Here is a 15,481-nt window from a genome sequence, read left to right as displayed (position 1 = left end):
GAGCCGCCGGCCGTCGGCGCCGGCACCGCGTGCGGCCCCCGGCGGAGCGCCGGGGGCCGCGGTCAGGGGGCCGGGAGCGGGGTCAGGCCAGGCTCCACTGCTGGTTCGCGCCGCCGTTGCAGGTCCACAGCTCCAGCGCGGTGCCGTTCACGTTGCCGGCCGGCTTGTCGCCGCCGGTGACGTCGAGGCACAGGCCGGACTGGGTGCCGGTGACGCTGCCGTCCGGGTTGAGCCGCCACTGCTGGTTGGCCCCGCCGTTGCAGGACCACAGCTCGACCTTGGTGCCGGCCGCGGTCTGGTTGTCGAAGGCGTCCAGGCACTGGGTCCCGCCGTACAGCCGCAGTTCGCCGGCCGAGGTGAGGGTGACGGCCTGGTTGGCGCCGCCGTCGCAGTCCCAGATCTCGATCGGCGTGCCCACGGCCGTCTGGTTGCCGTAGGCGTCCAGGCAGCGGTGCGAGGACGCGCCGAGCAGCGGGTGGGTGGTGCCGACGCTGGTGCCGCTGCCGGGGGAGACGCGGAACATCACCGTGCCGTGCCCGGGTACCGAGGCGGAGATCGCGCCGCTGGTGGTGCTGACCTGGTTCGTCCAGAGGTTGGTCAGCTTGTAGGACGAAGCGGAGGGCGCGGCGACCGCGGCGGCGGTGGTGCTGATGGTGGCCGTCGAGGCGTTCTCGTTGAACAGCGCGACCGAGACGTCGCCGTTCGCCAGCGGCTTGGTGAGCACGTCCAGCCCGCCCGAGGAGGACACCTCGGTGCCCTGCCTGCCCAGCGAGTCCTGGTCGACCGCGATGACCGCCTTGTTGCCGTAGAGCGAGAGCGTGGCCGGGGTGGCCGACCGCAGGTCGGTGCCGGCGATCAGCGGCGCGGCCATCTCCGCCCACAGGCTGAACTCGCTGCGGTCCTCGGTGAAGGACATGCCGTTGCCGACCTCCAGCATGTCCGGGTCGTTCCAGGCGCCGGGGCCGGCGTACCGCGCGAGCTGCACGTTGCTGTGGAAGATCGACAGCATCGAGCCGTAGGAGGCGTTGATGTCGCCGGTGGTGCGCCACAGGTTGCCGGTGCCGGCTCCCCAGGTCCAGACGTTGTCCTCGCCCCACTCGCACATGCTGAAGACGATCGGCCGGCCGGTGGCCGCGAGGGCGTCGCGCATCGCGTCGTAGCGCTGCTCCCAGGGCACGCCCTGGTTGTTGCAGTTGTCGTACTTCAGGTAGTCCACGCCCCAGGACGCGAAGCTGTCCGCGTCCTGCTGCTCGTGGTCCAGGCTGCCGGGGTAGCCGGCGCAGGTGGCGGTGCCGGCGCTCTCGTAGATGCCGAGCTTGAGGCCCTTGGCGTGGACGTAGGCGGCGGTGCCGCTGATCCCGTCGGGGAACTTCGCCGGGTCGGGCACGAGGTCGCCCGCGGCGTCGCGCGACTTCGTCATCCAGCAGTCGTCGATGTTGACGTAGCCGTAGCCGTCGTCCTTCAGGCCCGAGGAGACCAGGTAGTCGGCGGTCTGCTCGATCAACTGCTCGCTGACGCCGCAGCCGAACGCGTTCCAGTCGTTGAAGCCCATCGGGGGCGTGCGGGCCAGGCCGTTGTCCAGGGCGTGCGCGCGGGGCGTCGAGCCGAACAGGACCAGCAGGGAGAGCATCAGCAGCGCCGCGAGCGCCGCGGCCAGCGGCCGGCGCATCGTCCGGGCGGTCCCGGGCGGCGGCACCGGTCTCGCGGACGCGGGAAGGGGTGCGGACGCGGGCGGGGGTACGGGTGCGGTGGGGCGCATCGTGCCGTCTCCTTCGTGGGGGGAGGGGCGCACGGGCACCGCGACGGGGCGCGGAGCGGCCGGCGCCCACCGTCGGGTGTGCCAATTTGGCCGACGGTGTGGGAAGTTGGCACGTCGAAGTGTCGGCTTGTGTTGATACTCCGTCAAGACGTCCGGCGCCGGAGCGCCAGCGCGGAGTTACCGCGGGTAGAGAACGGGGCGGTTCGCCGCGGGTTCCGCGCCGGCTCCGCGTCCGACCCGCGCGGGTTCCGCAGTCGATCCGCGCGGGTTCCGCCTTCGACCCGCGCCGGTTCCGCGTTCTACCCGCGCCGGGTCCGCTTCCGACGCGCGCCCGTTCCCGTACCGGTCCGCGCCGGGGCCCGCCCGCCGGGGCCGCACCGAACGCCGACCCCCCGTCCGGGTCCCGCCCCCGCCCGCCGGGGACACCGCACCGCCCGCCGCGGACCGCGGCGACGGCCACCCGGCGCCCATCGGCGCCCAGCGGTGGCGGCCCCTCGCACGCCCCACCGCACCGGATCTGGTTTGCTTGGGAACCATGACCGCGCAGATCAACCCCAGCATCCTGTCCGCCGACTTCGCCCGGCTCGCCGACGCGGCCGACGCGGCCAAGGGTGCCGACTGGCTCCATGTCGACGTGATGGACAACCACTTCGTGCCGAACCTGACCCTCGGCATGCCGGTGGTCGAGGCGCTGGGCCGTGCCACGGACATCCCGCTCGACTGCCACCTGATGATCGACCAGCCCGACCGCTGGGCGCCCGGGTACGTCGAGGCCGGCGCGGGCTCCGTCACCTTCCACGTCGAGGCCGCCGCCGCGCCGGTCCGGCTGGCCCGCGAGATCCGCGCGAAGGGCGCCCGCGCCTCCATGGCGCTCAAGCCCGCCACCCCGATCGAGCCCTACGAGGACCTGCTGCCCGAGCTGGACATGCTGCTGGTGATGACGGTCGAGCCCGGGTTCGGCGGGCAGGCGTTCCTCGACATCATGCTGCCCAAGATCCGCCGCACCCGGGCGCTGATCGACAAGTACGGCCTGGAGATGTGGCTCCAGGTCGACGGCGGGGTCTCGGCCGAGACCGTCGAACGCTGCGCCGAGGCCGGTGCCGACGTCTTCGTGGCCGGTTCCGCGGTCTACGGCACGGACGACCCGTCCGCCGCGATCCGCGCGCTGCGCGCACAGGCCGAGGCCGTCGCCGCGCGCTGACCAGCGGTCGGGTACGGCGGGCCGGGCGGCGCGCGCGGCGAACGGCCGCGGAACGGCGGCCGGCCGGCGGCCGAACGGCCGGGGACGGATCGCCGCGCGCCGGCGGATCGGCCGCGCCCGGCCGCCGCTTGCGTGTCCGTAACCGCCGGAGTCTGGGAGGATGGCAGCGGAGCTGATCATATGGGTGACTGGGGAGAGGCGACGTGACCACAGGCCGCGCACAGGTGCGCATGGGCCCGGGCGAGATGGTCCAGGCGGCGGCGATGGCACGTCGCTTCTACCTGGAGGGCAAGTCCAAGATCCAGATCGCCGAGGAGTTCGGGGTCAGCCGGTTCAAGGTGGCCCGGGTGCTGGAGACCGCGCTCGAACGCGACCTGGTGCGGATCGAGATCAGAGTGCCCGCGGAGCTCGACGCCGAGCGCTCCGACGCGCTGCGCGCCCACTACGGCCTGCGGCACGCGGTGGTCGTCGAGACCCCCGCGGACCAGGCCGACGCGCCCGACCCGGAGAACCTCGGCGCGGTCGCCGCGGACCTGCTCGGCGAGCTGGTCAGCGACGGCGACGTGCTCGGCCTCGCCTGGGGCCGCTCCATCATCACCATGGCCAACGCGCTGGACCGGCTCGCGCCCTGCACCGTCGTGCAGCTCACCGGGGTCTACGACGTCGGCACCGACCGCGGCTCCGTGGAGGCGGTCCGCACCGCGGCGGCCGTCTCCGGTGGCGAGGCGCACCCGCTGTACGCGCCGATGGTGCTCGGCGACTCCGCCACCGCGTCCGCGCTGCGCGCGCAGAGCCAGATCGCGGCCGCGATGAGCTACTTCGAGAAGGTCACCGTGGCGGTCGTCTCGATCGGCTCGTGGGAGGCCGGGATCTCCACGGTGTACGACGCGGTCTCCGACGCCGAGCGCGCGCACTACGCGAGCCTCGGGGTGGCCGCGGAGATGTCCTCCCACCTGTTCGACGCCGGCGGGCGCCGGGTGGGGCGGGACCTGCGGGAGCGGTGCATCACCATCGACGCGGACCGGTTGCGCCGCATTCCCGAGGTGCTGGCGATCGCGGGCGGCAAGCGGAAGGCCGAGGCGATCAACGCGGTGCTGCGGTCCGGGCTGGTGACGAGCCTGGTCACCGACACGGCCGCGGCGGACCACCTGCTGAACTCCACCGGGCCCGCGCCCCGGCCCGCCCTGGACCGGGCCGACCCCGACGGGTCCCTGGCCGGGGGCTGAGCCCCGCTCCGGGCCGCCCCGGGCCGGCCGGGTCCGGAGGTGCGGGGTCCGCGGTCCCGGTCCGCGGTCCCGGGTCCGGCGGACCGACGGTCTCCGTATGCGTCGCCGGGCGGCTCAGGGCACGTCGTCCTCGACGGTGACCGAGAGTTCGCTGTCGGTGTGGCGCCAGAACAGCTCGGCGTCGCGCAGGATGTCCTTGACGATCCGCCAGTCCCGCGGGAGCCGCGCCGCGAACCCCTGCCAGTTGCGGACGTGGAGGCGGCGGCCGCCGGGCTCCACCGGCCACCAGGACAGGTCCGTCAGGCAGTCCGCGAGCGCGTCCCAGTTCCGCCCGAACCAGTCGGGCAGCCGCAGGTCCGCGGAGACCCGGTCCATGAACTCCTGCCGGTCGCCGACGCCGGTCAGATCGAGCACGAGCATGCGCCGATGCTGCCACAGGATGTCGTGGAATGCCCGATAAGGGCTATTTGCCACGCTGTGTCCCCGGGAGGGGCGCCCCCGCCCGCCCCTCCCTGTGGCACGCCTGTGACGCGGACGGAACCGTTCCGGCGCGCGGCCGCCCCTACGATCATGGCCATGAAACTCGGGGGACTGACGCGCGTGCACAGCCACATCACCCATCACCACAGCTACGGCAGCGGCGGTTCGGGGAGCCTGCCGACGCCGTTCCTGGTGGTGCTGATCCTCGTCGCGGTCGTCGCGCTGGTGGTCTGGGCGGTCCGGCGCGGCGGCGGCTCCTGAGGGCCGTCCTTCGGTCCCCGGCGGGTCGGTGTCCGGCACGGCGGGCGCGACGGGGAGAGCGGGGTCGCGGGGGTGGCGGGCGCGACGCTTGGAGGATCATACGAACCGGGGGCGGGCCGGGGTACGCCGATTCGACGAAGAGCCCGCCGTGAGGCGCCGTGACCAGCGGACTTCGGGGAGGATGGCACGAGGAGCCGCGGCCGGACCCGGGTCCGACCCGCGCTGACTCCCCGCCAGCCCCCCCGTAAAACCGCAGGTGAGAGAGTCGGTATGCGTTTCCTCAACGATGTCCAGCCCCCGTACGACCTGACGTACGACGACGTCTTCATGGTGCCCGGCCGCAGCGCCGTGGGCTCGCGGCAGGCGGTGGACCTGCGCTCGCCCGACGGCTCCGGCACCACCATCCCCCTGGTCGTCGCGAACATGACCGCGATCGCCGGCCGCCGGATGGCGGAGACCGTCGCCCGCCGCGGCGGCCTGACCGTCATCCCGCAGGACATCCCGATCGACGTGGTCACCGAGGTCATCGGCTGGGTCAAGCGGCGCCACCTGGTGCTGGACACCCCGATCACGCTGGCGTCCTCGCAGACCGTCGCGGACGCCCTGTCCCTGCTGCCCAAGCGCGCGCACGGCGCCGGCGTGGTGGTGGAGGACGGCCGGCCGGTCGGCGTGGTCACCGAGTCCGACCTGACCGGCGTGGACCGCTTCACCCAGTTGTCCGAGGTGATGTCCCGCGACCTGCTGGTGCTCGACGCGGACATCGACCCCCGGGACGCCTTCAACCGGTTGGACGGCGCCCACCGCCGGCTCGCCCCCGCCGTCGACGCGGACGGCCGGCTGGTCGGCATCCTCACCCGTACCGGCGCGCTGCGCGCCACGCTGTACGCCCCGGCCGTGGACGCCGGCGGGCGGTTGCGGATCGCCGCGGCCGTCGGCATCAACGGCGACGTGGCGGGCAAGGCGAAGCAGCTCCTGGACGCGGGCGTTGACACCCTCGTCGTCGACACCGCGCACGGCCACCAGGAGTCGATGCTCGCCGCGGTGCGCGCGGTCCGCGCGCTCGACCCGGCGGTGCCGGTCGTGGCCGGCAACGTGGTCGCCGCCGACGGTGTGCGCGACCTGGTCGAGGCCGGGGCGGACATCGTCAAGGTCGGGGTCGGACCGGGTGCCATGTGCACCACCCGCATGATGACCGGGGTGGGGCGGCCGCAGTTCTCGGCGGTGCTGGAGTGCGCGGCCGAGGCGCGGCGGCTGGGCCGGCACGTGTGGGCCGACGGCGGGGTCCGCCACCCGCGCGACGTCGCCATGGCGCTCGCGGCCGGCGCCTCGAACGTCATGATCGGCTCCTGGTTCGCCGGGACGCACGAGTCACCGGGCGACCTCCAGCAGTCGGCCGACGGCCGGCTGTACAAGGAGTCCTTCGGCATGGCCTCCGCCCGCGCGGTGCGCAACCGCACCAGTGAGGAGTCGGCGTACGACCGGGCGCGCAAGGCGCTGTTCGAGGAGGGGATCTCCACCTCCCGGATGTTCCTCGACCCCGCCAGGCCCGGCGTGGAGGACCTGATCGACTCGATCGTGGCCGGCGTGCGCAGCTCCTGCACGTACGCGGGCGCGTCCTCGCTGGCCCAGTACGCGGAGCGCGCGGTGGTCGGGGTGCAGAGCGCCGCGGGCTACGCCGAGGGCAAGCCGCTGTACGCGAGCTGGTCGTAGCCGCCCCGGCGGCGGGTCGGGGCCGGACCCGCGGCCCGTGCGAGACTCCCGCTGTGGCGCTCAATGAGATCGACGGACGGATCGTGCACGCCCTGGCCGCGGACGCGCGGCGCTCGTACGCGGACATCGGGGCCGAGGTGGGCCTGTCCGCGCCCGCGGTGAAGCGCCGGGTGGACCGGCTGCTGGCGGCCGGCGCGATCACGGGGTTCACCGTACGGGTGGACCCCGCGGCGCTCGGCTGGCAGACCGAGGCGCTGGTGGAGCTGTACTGCCGGCACAACACGTCGCCCGCGGACATCCGGCGGGGGCTCGCGCACTATCCGGAGGTGGCGTCCGCGTCGACCGTGACCGGTGACGCGGACGCGGTCGTGCAGGTCTTCGCCGCCGACGTCCGCCACTTCGAGCAGGTGCTGGAGCGGATCGCCGGGGAGCCGTTCGTCAGCCGGACCCGCTCGGTGCTGGTGCTGTCGCCGCTGCTGCGCCGCTACGGCGCGGCGGGCCCGTCCTGAGCCGAGCGGGGCTCCTCCCGGGGGCGTCTCCACCTGAAATGTCCGCATTGGGATGAGTGGATATGTTTTGTCGGTCTGAATGGGGCAACGCGGTGAGGTGAGACCGGGAAAGGGCCCCGGCAGCCCGAGGAGGCGACATGATCACGCGCGAGCAGATCCCCCAGGTCGTGGGCCATCCGGTCCACGACGCGCAGGGGAAGAAGATCGGCGATGCCAAGCACATGTACCTGGACGACGCCACCGGCCTTCCGGAATGGGTGACGGTCAAAACCGGCTTCTTCGGCAACAACGAGACGTTCGTGCCGACCCGCGCCGCGAAGATCGTGCAGGACCACGTCGAGGTGCCGTACGAGAAGGACAAGGTCAAGGGCGCGCCCAACGTCGACGTGGACTCCGGCGGGCACCTGTCCGCCGAGGAGGAACGGCACCTGTACCGCTACTACGGCCTGGAGACGCGTGGCGACTCCGGCTCGCCCGAGGCGGGGACGAAGAGCGGCACCGGCGAGAAGGCCGCGGCCGCCGGGGGCGCGGCCGGGGCGGCGGGCGCGGCCGGCGCCGCCGGGCGCGGTCGGCACGCCCGCCGCGACCGCGCGGACATGGCGGACTCGGGCACCGCGTCCGGCAAGGCCACCGACCCGGAGATGTCCGGCAGCGAGGCGGGCACCGGCACCGCCGCCTACGCGGCGGGCCGCACCGGCGCGGCCGAGCGCATCGGCTCCGCGGACGCGCGGGCCGCGGACAGCGAGGAGGCGATGACCCGCTCCGAGGAGGAGATGCACGTCAGGGTCGAGCGCCAGGCGACCGGCAAGGCCCGGCTGCACAAGTACGTCGACGTGGAGGAGGTCGAGGAGACCGTACCGATCGTCCACGAGGAGGTACGCCTCGAACGCACGCCGATCGCCGAGGCGGACCGCGGCGCCCGCGCCGGCGACATCACCGAGTCCGAGCGGGTCGTCACGCTCCACGAGGACAAGCCCGTGGTCGAGACCGAGGTCGTGGCCAAGGAGCGGGTGCGGATGCGCGTCGAGGAGCACACCGAGCAGCGCCGGGTGCACGGCCGGGTCCGCAAGGAGCGGATCGAGACCGAGATGACCGGTGAGCCCGGCACCGAGCGCTCCGCCAAGTCCACGGACGAGGAAGGCTCCGTCTGAGCCGCCTCAGGCGATCCGGACGGGCGCCCACCCCTTCACCGGGGTGGGCGCCCGCGTGCGCGCAACACATCGCCGTTCCTGCCCGGCGGGACGCAACGGATCGGGGCCACAGGCGCAATGTTCGCGCCTTGTCGCCGCCGGAGGACGGAGGGGACCGGCTGAGCCGCGGAGGGCCGCGGCGGGGCGTATCCGGTCGCCAGGAGGCGGGGAACGGTGGAAGCGTTGCGGACCGGGCTGTTGCAGGGCCCCCGCGGGCTGCCCGCGAGCACGCGGGAGAGCCTCGCGGCGCTGGAGCAGGCGGCCGCCGAGGCGGCGGCGCGCGGCGCGCGGCTGCTGGTGACCGACGAGATGTTCCTGACCGGCTACGCCCTCGGGGACGCCGTCGCCGAGGTGGCGGAACCGGCCGGAGGGCCCGCCGCGCGGCACATCGCCGGCATCGCCGCACGGCACGCCGTCGCCATCGTGCACGGCTACCCCGAGCTGGACGGCGACCGCGTCCACAACGCCGCCCGGCTCACCGGGCCGGACGGCAGCGTGCTGGCCGACTACCGCAAGACCCACCTGTTCGGCGACTACGAGCGCTCCGTGTTCACCCCCGGCGACCGCCCGCTGGTCCAGGCCACCCTGGACGGCGTCCGGATCGGCCTGCTGATCTGCTACGACGTCGAGTTCCCCGAGGCGGTCCGCGCGCACGCGCTGGCCGGCACCGAACTGCTCGTCGTCCCCACCGCGTTGATGCGCCCGTACGAGTTCGTGCCCGAAACGCTGCTGCCGGTACGGGCGTTCGAGAACGGCATGTACATCGCCTACGTCAACCGCTGCGGCCCCGAGGGCGACTACGACTTCGTCGGCGGTAGCTGCCTGGCCGGGCCCGACGGCGTGGTGCGCGCCCGGGCCGGCGCGGGCCCCGAACTCCTCGTCGCCGACGTCGACCTGGACCTGCTGCGCACCACCCGCGAGCAGAACCCGTATCTGACCGACCGCCGCCCCGAGTTGTACGGCTCGCTCGCCGCCAGGAGAACCGCCCGATGACGTCCGTGCCCACCGCGATCCACGACGAAGGACACGCCCGCGCCCAGGCCGAACCCCCCGTCACCATGTTCGGCCCCGACTTCCCCTTCGCCTACGACGACTTCCTCGCGCACCCCGCCGGGCTCGGATCGGTGCCGCCCACCGCGCACGGCACCGAGGTCGCCGTGATCGGCGGCGGCCTGTCCGGCCTCGTGACCGCCTACGAGCTGATGCGGATGGGCCTGCGGCCGGTGCTCTACGAGGCGGGCGAGATCGGCGGCCGGCTGCGGACGGTCGCCTTCGACGGGTTCGGCGCGGTGGGCGAACCGGGCGCGCTGACCGCGGAGATGGGCGCGATGCGCTTCCCGCCGTCCTCCACCGCGCTGCGGCACTACATCGACCTGGTGGGGCTGGCCACCCGGCCGTTCCCCAACCCGCTGGCGCCCTGCACCCCTTCGACCGTCGTGGACCTCAAGGGCCGATCGCACTACGCCACGTCGGTCGACGACCTGCCCGAGGTCTACCACCAGGTGATGCGCGCCTGGAACGCCTGCCTGGAGGAGGGCGCCGACTTCTCCGCGATGCAGCAGGCGCTGCGCGCCAGGGACGTACCGAGGATCAGGGAGATCTGGTCCGGTCTGGTCGAGCGCCTGGACAACCAGACCTTCTACGGATTCCTGTGCGCCGCACCGCAGTTCGCGTCCTTCCGGCACCGGGAGATCTTCGGCCAGGTCGGCTTCGGCACCGGCGGCTGGGACACCGACTTCCCGAACTCGATCCTGGAGATCCTGCGGGTGGTCTACACCGGCGCCGACGACGACCACCACAGCATCGTGGGCGGCAGCCGGCAGCTCCCGCTGCGGCTGTGGGAACGCGAGCCGGACAAGCTGCTGCACTGGCCGCGCGGCACCTCGCTGCGCTCGCTGCACGGCGGTGTCCCGCGCCCGGCGGTCACCGGGCTGCACCGCACCGCGGGCAACCGGATCACCGTCACCGACGCCACCGGCGACATCCGCAGCTACCGGGCGGCGGTGTTCACCGCGCAGAGCTGGATGCTGCTGTCGAAGATCTCCTGCGACGAGTCGCTCTTCCCGATCGACCACTGGACCGCGATCGAGCGCACCCACTACATGGAGTCCAGCAAGCTCTTCGTCCCGGTCGACCGGCCGTTCTGGCTCGACCAGGACCCGCGCACCGGCCGCGACACCATGTCGATGACACTCACCGACCGGATGACGCGCGGCACCTACCTGCTCGACGACGGACCGGACCGGCCGGCGGTGATCTGCCTGTCGTACACCTGGTGCGACGACAGTTCGAAGTGGCTGCCGCTGAGCGCGCACGAGCGGATGGAGGTCATGCTCAAGTCGCTCGGCGAGATCTACCCCGGGGTGGACATCAGGAAGCACGTCATCGGCAACCCGGTCACGGTGTCCTGGGAGGACGAGCCCTACTTCATGGGCGCGTTCAAGGCCAACCTGCCCGGCCACTACCGCTACCAGCGGCGGCTGTTCACGCACTTCGTGCAGGACCTGCTGCCCGCGGACCAGCGCGGCATCTTCCTCGCCGGGGACGACGTGTCCTGGACCGCCGGCTGGGCCGAGGGCGCGGTGCAGACCGCGCTCAACGCGGTGTGGGGCGTCATGCACCACCTCGGCGGCGCCACCGACCCGCTCAACCCCGGCCCCGGCGACCGCTACGACGAGATCGCGCCGGTGCTGCTGCCGGAGGACTGAGACCACTGGGACCCCGGGACCGGCAGGATCGGCAGGATCGGCAGGACCGGGAGGGGCGGAGCCGCCTGCGCCGCCCGTGCCGCCGGGTCCGGGTGGGACACGCCGAGCGCCGGCCGCCGGGCGAGGCGGTCGGCGCCGACCGGGAACGGCGCGAGCAGGGCACAGGCCATCGCCCCGACGGACGCGTCGAGGCCGTGGGCGCAGTCGGCGTACGCCTCCCCGCGGTCGCGCAGCGCCCACAGCAGCCGGGCCGTGGCCCACGCGCCGTCCCGCGCGCGGGCCAGGGACCACGACGCGACGGCGTGGGTGAGCGGGTCGAAACGCTCCAGGAGGTCGGGGCCGGGCATCAGTTCCTCCCGGACCCGGACCTCGATGGCGGTGAGCACCGCGCCCACCTCGGCGTAGTCGGGGGCGACCGCGGCGGGGGAGCGGCCGGTGGCCCGGCAGGTGTCGACCACGGCCAGCGCGAGGTCGTGGCCGACATGGGCCGTGATGCCGGCGAGAGCGAACTGGAGCGGCCGGACGTCCGGGTCGGCCCGGGCCCGCAGCAGCGGGCGCCAGCAGGCGGGGGCACCGCCGCTGCCGTCCGCGGCGCCCCCGGTCACGTCCCCGGTCCCGGCCCACGTCTCCGTCCCGGTCCCGACCCCGGTTCCGGCCCCGGACCCGGACCCGGTCCCGACCCCGGTTCCGGCCCCGGTTCCGGCCTCCGCCTCGGGACCGCCCGCGCCTTCGACGGCCGCCAGGTACCGCCCGGCGAACAGCACCGCCAGCTCCGCCGCCTCGGGGCCGTCGGAGAAGCGGCCGCGGCCCAGCCGGCGGGCGAACTCCTCGGTGACCGCCAGGTACACCCGGTTGAACACCGCGACCCCGTCCGCAGGCGGCAGCCGTACCGCCAGCGCCCGCATCCGCCCCACCACGTCCGCCACGTCACCCGGCGCGCTCCACTGTGCCGTCGTCGTCATCCCCCCAGCTTCCGCACCGCCCCGCCGCCGCCTCCCGCGCCGCGCGGCGATGTCGCCGTGACGGCCGACGCGCCGGCGAAACGATTCGCCCCCTGCCCCCGGCTGTCCCCGGCCGCCTCGCCTGCCTGCCCCGGCCCGTCGGCGAGGCCCGGACCGGGAGTCCCGCGGGTCACGGCGGGTCCGGGCCGTACTCCCGGCGGGTCACAGCGCGCCCGGACCGCACTCCCGGCGGGTCACAGCGCGCCCGCGTCCCGCGCGGTCCACACCGAGGGGTAGATCGGCCGGAAGCCCAGCTCGTCGCGGATGCGCGCGGTGGAGACGACACCGTCCCAGGGGTCCGTGACCACGCGGTCGGCGGCCTCGGGGGAGGGCTCGACGCCGCCCAGCCAGAGCAGGTCGACGGAGGTGACGGGCGCGTCGTCCGCGATGTTGTAGATCCGCCCGGCCAGCCCGGGGACGTACAGCAGCCGCAGCAGCGCCTGCCCGACGTCGGCGTGGTGGACCATCTGGAGGCGCTGGTGCCCGGGCCACGCCTTGGCCCAGGGCAGGGCGTTGTCCAGGTGCGGGTCGCCCTCGCCGTAGACGAAGGCGAGGCGGCCGATGCGCAGGTCGAGGCCGTCCAGGGCGAGCAGTCCGGTCTCGGCCGCCCACTTGGAGTCGGGGTAGGCGGTGCCCGGGAGCCGGCTGTTGCCGGCCAGCGGTCCGTCGTCCTCCAGGGCGGGGCGGCCGCGCCCGGCGCCGTACACCCGGTTGGTGCTGACCTGCACGAACCGTCGCGCGCCCGCCTCGACCGCGGCCCGGCCGAGGTCGAGCGCCGCGTCGCGGTTGACCGCCCACACCTCCTCGTCGGGCACGCCGCGGAAGGACGCCGCGACGTTGACCACCGCGTCGACCCCCTCGACGGCCCTGCGCACGTCGGCGCCGTCGCGCAGCTCGCCCACCACGGCCTCCGCCCCCAGCCGGGTGAACGGCTCCGCGCGCGCCTCGTCGCGGACCAGCACCCGTACGGTGTCGTCCCCGCGCCCGGCGCGCTGCATCAGCCGGGGGACGAACCTGCGGCCCACCTGGCCGGTGGCTCCGGTGACCAGAATCCTCATGACGTGCTCCTCGCAAGTGTCCGGTGTCCGACCCCGCGGGGCCGTGGCCGGCGGCTGCCGACCGGTGCCCCGCCGGGGTCGCCTCCCACCGTGCGCCGGGCCGGGGCGGGGCGGGAGAGACGAGCCGATCCGGGGAGCGCCGGTCCCTGGATGCCGCCGCGCGACCGTCCGGCCGAGGGACCCGAGGTCGCCCGCGGCCGAAGGAGCCGAGGTCGTCCGGTCGAGGGACCCGAGGTCGCCTGGCCGAAGGACCCGCGGCCGGACGCGCCCGCGGGCCGGTTCCCGCCGGGACCGTCGCCACGCGTCGCCGGCGACCGCCGCTCGCGCGCCCGCGGGGCGATCACGCGGTGGCGGTGCGGCGCCCGGAGGCGCGGTGCTCCGGGTGGACCCCGGTGGGGGGCCGGCGCGCCACCGCGAGGTCCCGCGCCGCGCCGGAGGGGGCCGGCGGCGGGGGTGGTGCCCGCCGCGGGGCCGGGGGTCCTGTCGCCGGACGGGCCCGCCCCGGCGGGTGGCGGCCCCCGGTGTCCGCCTGTGCCTGAGGGTCAACTCCCTTGCCTGGCAAGGGAGATGCGCGCGCCTGTGCCATGGCGTGTTCGCGCGACTGTATTTGTCCGACTCGGTCTCGGACGTTCCGTGAGGGCGCGCTAACGTGGAGACACGGTCCGGCGGGTTCGATTCCCCCGTGCGCATCCGCCGGACCGCTCGCTCCCGCCCCGCCACGCGGTCGGCCGGCGGTCGAGCCCCCGACTCGGGCATCCCGGATGTTCCGCGCGCCCCGCACGTCCCGGAGCCCCCTGCCGCGCACCCCGTGGGACCCTCGTCCCTTGTGCGGCGGTTCGCCCGCCCTTCCGCCCGCGCGGCCGCGCGCCCCTCGGCGCGCCCGTGTGAGCGAGCGCACAAGAAGGGGGTGGAGCCGGGCCGCGCCCCCGTGGCAGACTTGATCGCAGTAGTGACGTTCGCGCACTCCGGGGTCGGTGCAATTCCGAACCGGCGGTTACAGTCCGCGACCCGGCCGCAGCCAGCGGTCGGTTGACCAGGTGAAACTCCTGGACCGACGGTGAAAGTCCGGATGGGAGGCAGTGCGCGGCGGGCGTTCACTCGGGAAGGCCGCCGTAGGGGCGGGTCCGTGCGCAGGCGCGGACCGGCGCGTGCGGGACCGGTCGGTCCGTCGAGTGGGAGCCCGTCAGTTCCCTCGCCCCGGAGTCCGTGCCTGATGAGGCAGGAGGACCCGGTGGCCACCAGTGCAGAAGCCGACGCGATGCGTCGCGCCGTCGCGCTGTCCGCCCGCGCTCTCGGCGCGACCGCGCCGAACCCCGTGGTCGGCTGCGTGATCCTCGACGCGGCCGGGCGGGTCGCCGGCGAGGGCTGGCACCAGCGCGCCGGGGGACCGCACGCCGAGGTGCACGCGCTCCTCGCGGCCGGCGAGCGGGCCCGCGGCGGGACCGCGCTGGTCACCCTGGAACCCTGCAACCACACCGGCCGTACCGGTCCCTGCGCCCAGGCGCTGATCGAGGCGGGCGTGGCCCGCGTCGTGTACGCGGTGGCCGACCCCAGCCCGGTCGCGTCCGGCGGCGCGCGGACCCTGCGCGACGCCGGCCTCGACGTGGCGGGCGGCCTGCTCGCCGACGAGGCCGCGGCGGTCAACACCGCCTGGCTCACCTCGGTGCGCAGGGGCCGGCCGCACGTCCGCTGGAAGTACGCCGCGACCCTCGACGGCCGGATCGCCGCCGCCGACGGCTCCAGCCGGTGGATCACCTCGTCCGAGGCCCGCGCCGACGTGCACCGGCTGCGCGCCGAGGCCGACGCCGTCGTGGTCGGCTCGGGCACCCTGCTCGCGGACGACCCGCACCTGGCCGTGCGCGGCATCGACGGCGTCACCCAGCCGCTGCGGGTGGTCGTCGACACCCGGGCCCGTACGACCGCGGGCGCCCGGGTGCTGGACGACGCCGCGCCCACCCTGATCGCCGTCGGCGAGGACGCGGACACCGCCCACCTCGCCGGCGTGGACGTCGTCCGGCTGCCGTACGCGCCGCAGGGCCGCGGCATCGACGTGGCCGCGCTGCTCGCCGAACTGCTCGCCCGCGGGGTCCGCGCGGTGCTGCTCGAAGGCGGGCCGACGCTCGCCGGCGCGTTCGTGGCCGCCGGATACGTCGACGCCGTCACCGCGTACCTCGCCCCGGCGCTGCTCGGCGCCGGCCCCGCCGCGCTCGACGGCGGGGGAATCAGCACCATCGCGCAGGCGTTGCGGCTCGACGTGACCGGCGTCGACCGCCTCGGACCCGACCTGCGCCTCACCGCCGTCCCCGTCGCCGCCGCTGCCGCCGTCGTCAGCGCCGCCGCCCCCGCCGACGTCCCCACCGCACCCCAGGAGAGCTGAC

Annotated in this window: 13 protein-coding genes and 1 riboswitch; of the genes, 9 read left to right on the top strand and 4 right to left on the bottom strand. The window is 74.8% G+C overall.

Features of this window, described 5'->3' with window-relative positions:
- Positions 1 to 82 precede the first annotated feature (82 nt).
- Entirely contained in the window at positions 83 to 1,669 is a 1,587-nt protein-coding gene (locus RVR_RS03730) for a glycoside hydrolase family 27 protein (RefSeq protein ID WP_202238364.1), read from the bottom strand.
- Positions 1,670 to 2,294: 625 nt separating this feature from the next.
- Between RVR_RS03730 and rpe the strand changes: the two genes are divergently transcribed.
- Together rpe and RVR_RS03720 are read left to right on the top strand one after the other, a co-directional pair.
- Positions 2,295 to 2,960, top strand: coding sequence for a ribulose-phosphate 3-epimerase (gene rpe / locus RVR_RS03725; protein ID WP_202232471.1), 666 nt, complete (start codon positions 2,295 to 2,297; stop codon positions 2,958 to 2,960).
- 230 nt (positions 2,961 to 3,190) lie between these two features.
- Positions 3,191 to 4,186, top strand: a complete 996-nt coding sequence (locus RVR_RS03720; RefSeq protein ID WP_202238363.1) for a sugar-binding transcriptional regulator — start codon at positions 3,191 to 3,193, stop codon at positions 4,184 to 4,186.
- Positions 4,187 to 4,300: 114 nt separating this feature from the next.
- Here RVR_RS03720 and RVR_RS03715 read toward each other — a convergent pair whose 3' ends face one another.
- The gene (locus RVR_RS03715) at positions 4,301 to 4,606 is read right to left on the bottom strand and encodes a barstar family protein (protein ID WP_202232470.1); all 306 of its coding nucleotides are present in this window, start codon (positions 4,604 to 4,606) and stop codon (positions 4,301 to 4,303) included.
- Positions 4,607 to 4,762: 156 nt separating this feature from the next.
- On the opposite strand from RVR_RS03715, the gene RVR_RS03710 reads away from it, so the two are divergent.
- From RVR_RS03710 to RVR_RS03685, 6 genes are all read left to right on the top strand, one after another.
- Positions 4,763 to 4,927, top strand: coding sequence for a hypothetical protein (locus RVR_RS03710; RefSeq protein WP_202232469.1), 165 nt, complete (start codon positions 4,763 to 4,765; stop codon positions 4,925 to 4,927).
- A gap of 270 nt (positions 4,928 to 5,197) precedes the next feature.
- Positions 5,198 to 6,637 (top strand): GuaB1 family IMP dehydrogenase-related protein, encoded by a 1,440-nt coding sequence (locus tag RVR_RS03705; RefSeq protein WP_202232468.1) that lies wholly within the window; start codon positions 5,198 to 5,200, stop codon positions 6,635 to 6,637.
- Between the two features lie 53 nt (positions 6,638 to 6,690).
- Positions 6,691 to 7,146: an Lrp/AsnC family transcriptional regulator gene (locus tag RVR_RS03700; RefSeq protein WP_202232467.1), complete on the top strand. Its 456-nt coding sequence runs from the start codon at positions 6,691 to 6,693 to the stop codon at positions 7,144 to 7,146.
- A gap of 137 nt (positions 7,147 to 7,283) precedes the next feature.
- Positions 7,284 to 8,297, top strand: coding sequence for a DUF2382 domain-containing protein (locus RVR_RS03695; RefSeq protein WP_202232466.1), 1,014 nt, complete (start codon positions 7,284 to 7,286; stop codon positions 8,295 to 8,297).
- A 213-nt stretch (positions 8,298 to 8,510) separates the two neighbouring features.
- Positions 8,511 to 9,329: a carbon-nitrogen hydrolase family protein gene (locus RVR_RS03690; RefSeq protein ID WP_202232465.1), complete on the top strand. Its 819-nt coding sequence runs from the start codon at positions 8,511 to 8,513 to the stop codon at positions 9,327 to 9,329.
- A complete protein-coding gene (locus RVR_RS03685; protein ID WP_202232464.1) occupies positions 9,326 to 11,044 on the top strand; it encodes a flavin monoamine oxidase family protein in 1,719 nt (572 codons plus the stop codon). Before RVR_RS03690 ends, RVR_RS03685 begins: the two co-directional genes overlap by 4 nt.
- Here the strand turns inward: RVR_RS03685 and RVR_RS03680 are convergent.
- Both RVR_RS03680 and RVR_RS03675 read right to left on the bottom strand, forming a co-directional pair.
- Positions 11,005 to 12,006, bottom strand: coding sequence for a DUF5995 family protein (locus RVR_RS03680; protein ID WP_202232463.1), 1,002 nt, complete (start codon positions 12,004 to 12,006; stop codon positions 11,005 to 11,007). The two genes, RVR_RS03685 and RVR_RS03680, sit on opposite strands and share 40 nt — an antisense overlap.
- A gap of 233 nt (positions 12,007 to 12,239) precedes the next feature.
- The gene (locus RVR_RS03675) at positions 12,240 to 13,103 is read right to left on the bottom strand and encodes an NAD-dependent epimerase/dehydratase family protein (RefSeq protein WP_202232462.1); all 864 of its coding nucleotides are present in this window, start codon (positions 13,101 to 13,103) and stop codon (positions 12,240 to 12,242) included.
- A gap of 956 nt (positions 13,104 to 14,059) precedes the next feature.
- Positions 14,060 to 14,190: riboswitch (FMN riboswitch) on the top strand.
- Positions 14,191 to 14,316: 126 nt separating this feature from the next.
- Between RVR_RS03675 and ribD the strand changes: the two genes are divergently transcribed.
- Positions 14,317 to 15,480, top strand: coding sequence for a bifunctional diaminohydroxyphosphoribosylaminopyrimidine deaminase/5-amino-6-(5-phosphoribosylamino)uracil reductase RibD (gene ribD / locus RVR_RS03670; protein ID WP_430393101.1), 1,164 nt, complete (start codon positions 14,317 to 14,319; stop codon positions 15,478 to 15,480).
- Position 15,481: the final 1 nt, after the last annotated feature.

It is taken from the genome of Streptomyces sp. SN-593 (assembly GCF_016756395.1).
Taxonomy (GTDB): Bacteria; Actinomycetota; Actinomycetes; order Streptomycetales; family Streptomycetaceae; genus Actinacidiphila; species Actinacidiphila reveromycinica.
This window is presented reverse-complemented; position numbering and strand designations above follow the sequence as displayed.

Coding starts and splice junctions, on each gene's coding strand:
- RVR_RS03730 (WP_202238364.1), bottom strand. CDS start 1,669: ATGCGCCGGCCGCTGGCCGCGGCGCTCGCGGCGCTGCTGATGCTCTCC.
- rpe (WP_202232471.1), top strand. CDS start 2,295: ATGACCGCGCAGATCAACCCCAGCATCCTGTCCGCCGACTTCGCCCGG.
- RVR_RS03720 (WP_202238363.1), top strand. CDS start 3,191: ATGGGCCCGGGCGAGATGGTCCAGGCGGCGGCGATGGCACGTCGCTTC.
- RVR_RS03715 (WP_202232470.1), bottom strand. CDS start 4,606: ATGCTCGTGCTCGATCTGACCGGCGTCGGCGACCGGCAGGAGTTCATG.
- RVR_RS03710 (WP_202232469.1), top strand. CDS start 4,763: ATGAAACTCGGGGGACTGACGCGCGTGCACAGCCACATCACCCATCAC.
- RVR_RS03705 (WP_202232468.1), top strand. CDS start 5,198: ATGCGTTTCCTCAACGATGTCCAGCCCCCGTACGACCTGACGTACGAC.
- RVR_RS03695 (WP_202232466.1), top strand. CDS start 7,284: ATGATCACGCGCGAGCAGATCCCCCAGGTCGTGGGCCATCCGGTCCAC.
- RVR_RS03685 (WP_202232464.1), top strand. CDS start 9,326: ATGACGTCCGTGCCCACCGCGATCCACGACGAAGGACACGCCCGCGCC.
- RVR_RS03680 (WP_202232463.1), bottom strand. CDS start 12,006: ATGACGACGACGGCACAGTGGAGCGCGCCGGGTGACGTGGCGGACGTG.
- RVR_RS03675 (WP_202232462.1), bottom strand. CDS start 13,103: ATGAGGATTCTGGTCACCGGAGCCACCGGCCAGGTGGGCCGCAGGTTC.
- ribD (WP_430393101.1), top strand. CDS start 14,317: ATGAGGCAGGAGGACCCGGTGGCCACCAGTGCAGAAGCCGACGCGATG.